The 1,554-nt window shown below is 43.9% G+C and carries 1 protein-coding gene; it reads left to right on the top strand.

Features of this window, described 5'->3' with window-relative positions; translation table 11 throughout:
- Window positions 1–1,554: DUF1631 family protein (locus tag A3735_RS23415; RefSeq protein WP_156499862.1), on the top strand; the 1,554-nt coding region annotated here is incomplete at both ends.

Genomic DNA, 1,554 nt, shown 5'->3' with positions numbered 1-1,554 from the left:
AAAAAGTTGTAAAAGAGCTAGATGATTTATTAGAACGCCAAGCAATCGCGCAAAAACGTAATTCGGATCGCATTGCTCGGGCCTATGAGGGAAAGCAAAAGGTAGCAAGTGCTCGTCATAAAGTTGTAACAGACCTTAATGAACTTTTGCAGGGACAGTCAGTTCCGGTTGTACTGATGGAGCTTCTTGATAAAGCCGGGTGGCGTGAGCATTTGGCCTTAGTCGCTGTTCGCGATGGCGAAACAAGTGAAGGCTATACCGAAGCATTAAATGTTGTAGATGTACTTTTATCGTGGTTGGGTGAAGAGGTTGATGATAGTGACCAATGGGCCGTTGAACTAGAAATGGAGTTGGAAGCGCCTTCTATATTAGAACTAATCACAAAAGAGTTAACAATTGTTGGGCCTGTTGGATATGAGACGGTATTGCAGCGACTGGAAGATTGTTTGTTCCATGATGTTGATCCGCTGCTCGTCAAGATTGATCGATACGAATGGCCTTACGAGAAAACTGAAAAAGAGATTAAAGACCTGCGTCCAGATCAGGGTCAGGACCCACAAGCTTCTCATTGGCATAAGCGCGTAGTGACGATGAAAGTTGGTGAATGGGTTGAAATAAAAGATGATCAAGGGCGTGCCAGATGCTTGCGCCTCGCCTGGTCAGGAAGTGAGTCTTTCCGGTTCGTATTTGTTGATAGCCAAGGCATGAAAGATGAAGATATGCCTTTGGATAAGTTGGTCGAACTGTTTAAAGCTAATAAAGCAAGCTTTGTTGATAACGATGAAGTGCCCTTGGTTGACCAAGGCTTACATCAAATGGTTCAGTCTGTTTACGAAGAACTTGCTAGCCAGTCTAGTTGTGATGTATTGACAGGTTTACTTAATCGTCAGGCATTTGAACGCGGCTTAGAACAAAGTATTTCCGGTGCTGTTACTAATCAAAGTAAAGCGACTTTGATTTATATCGATGTCGATAAGTTCAATTTAACCAATACCAGCTATGGGCATCATGCTGGTGATGCTTTATTGAAGCATGTTGCTCAGACCATTAAAGCACAAGGCCTGGAAGATGCATTTTGCGGGCGTTTGGGTGGTAATGAATTTGGTATGATTTTGGTCAATTGTTCGCTTGAAACGACAAACGATGTAGCAGAAAATATTTGTAAAGAAGTCAGTTCGCAAAGCTTTACTTGGGAAGACCATGCTATCAATACGACGGTGAGTATTGGTGTTGCCGATTTTGAAGTTGAAATTGACTCCTACGACACCTTGATGCGAAAAGCGGGTGTCGCATGCGACTCTGCTAAAGAGCATGGGCGAAATCGCGTTGTACTGTATGAAGCGCTAGACAAAGACCAGCACAAGCGTGATCAGATGTTGGAGTGGGTTCAAAAGCTTGATCAGGATCTCGATGAATTGCTGACACTTCGCTGTCAGGAAATTCGTCCGATCACCACCGACCCCAATGCCAAGCCTCATTACGAAATTCTTTTGGGTGTTAGGGATAATGGTCAGGTATTGCCGCCTGTTATGTTGATCGAAGCAGCAGAACACT

The sequence above is a fragment of the Oleiphilus sp. HI0061 genome (genome assembly GCF_001635675.1).
This window is presented reverse-complemented; position numbering and strand designations above follow the sequence as displayed.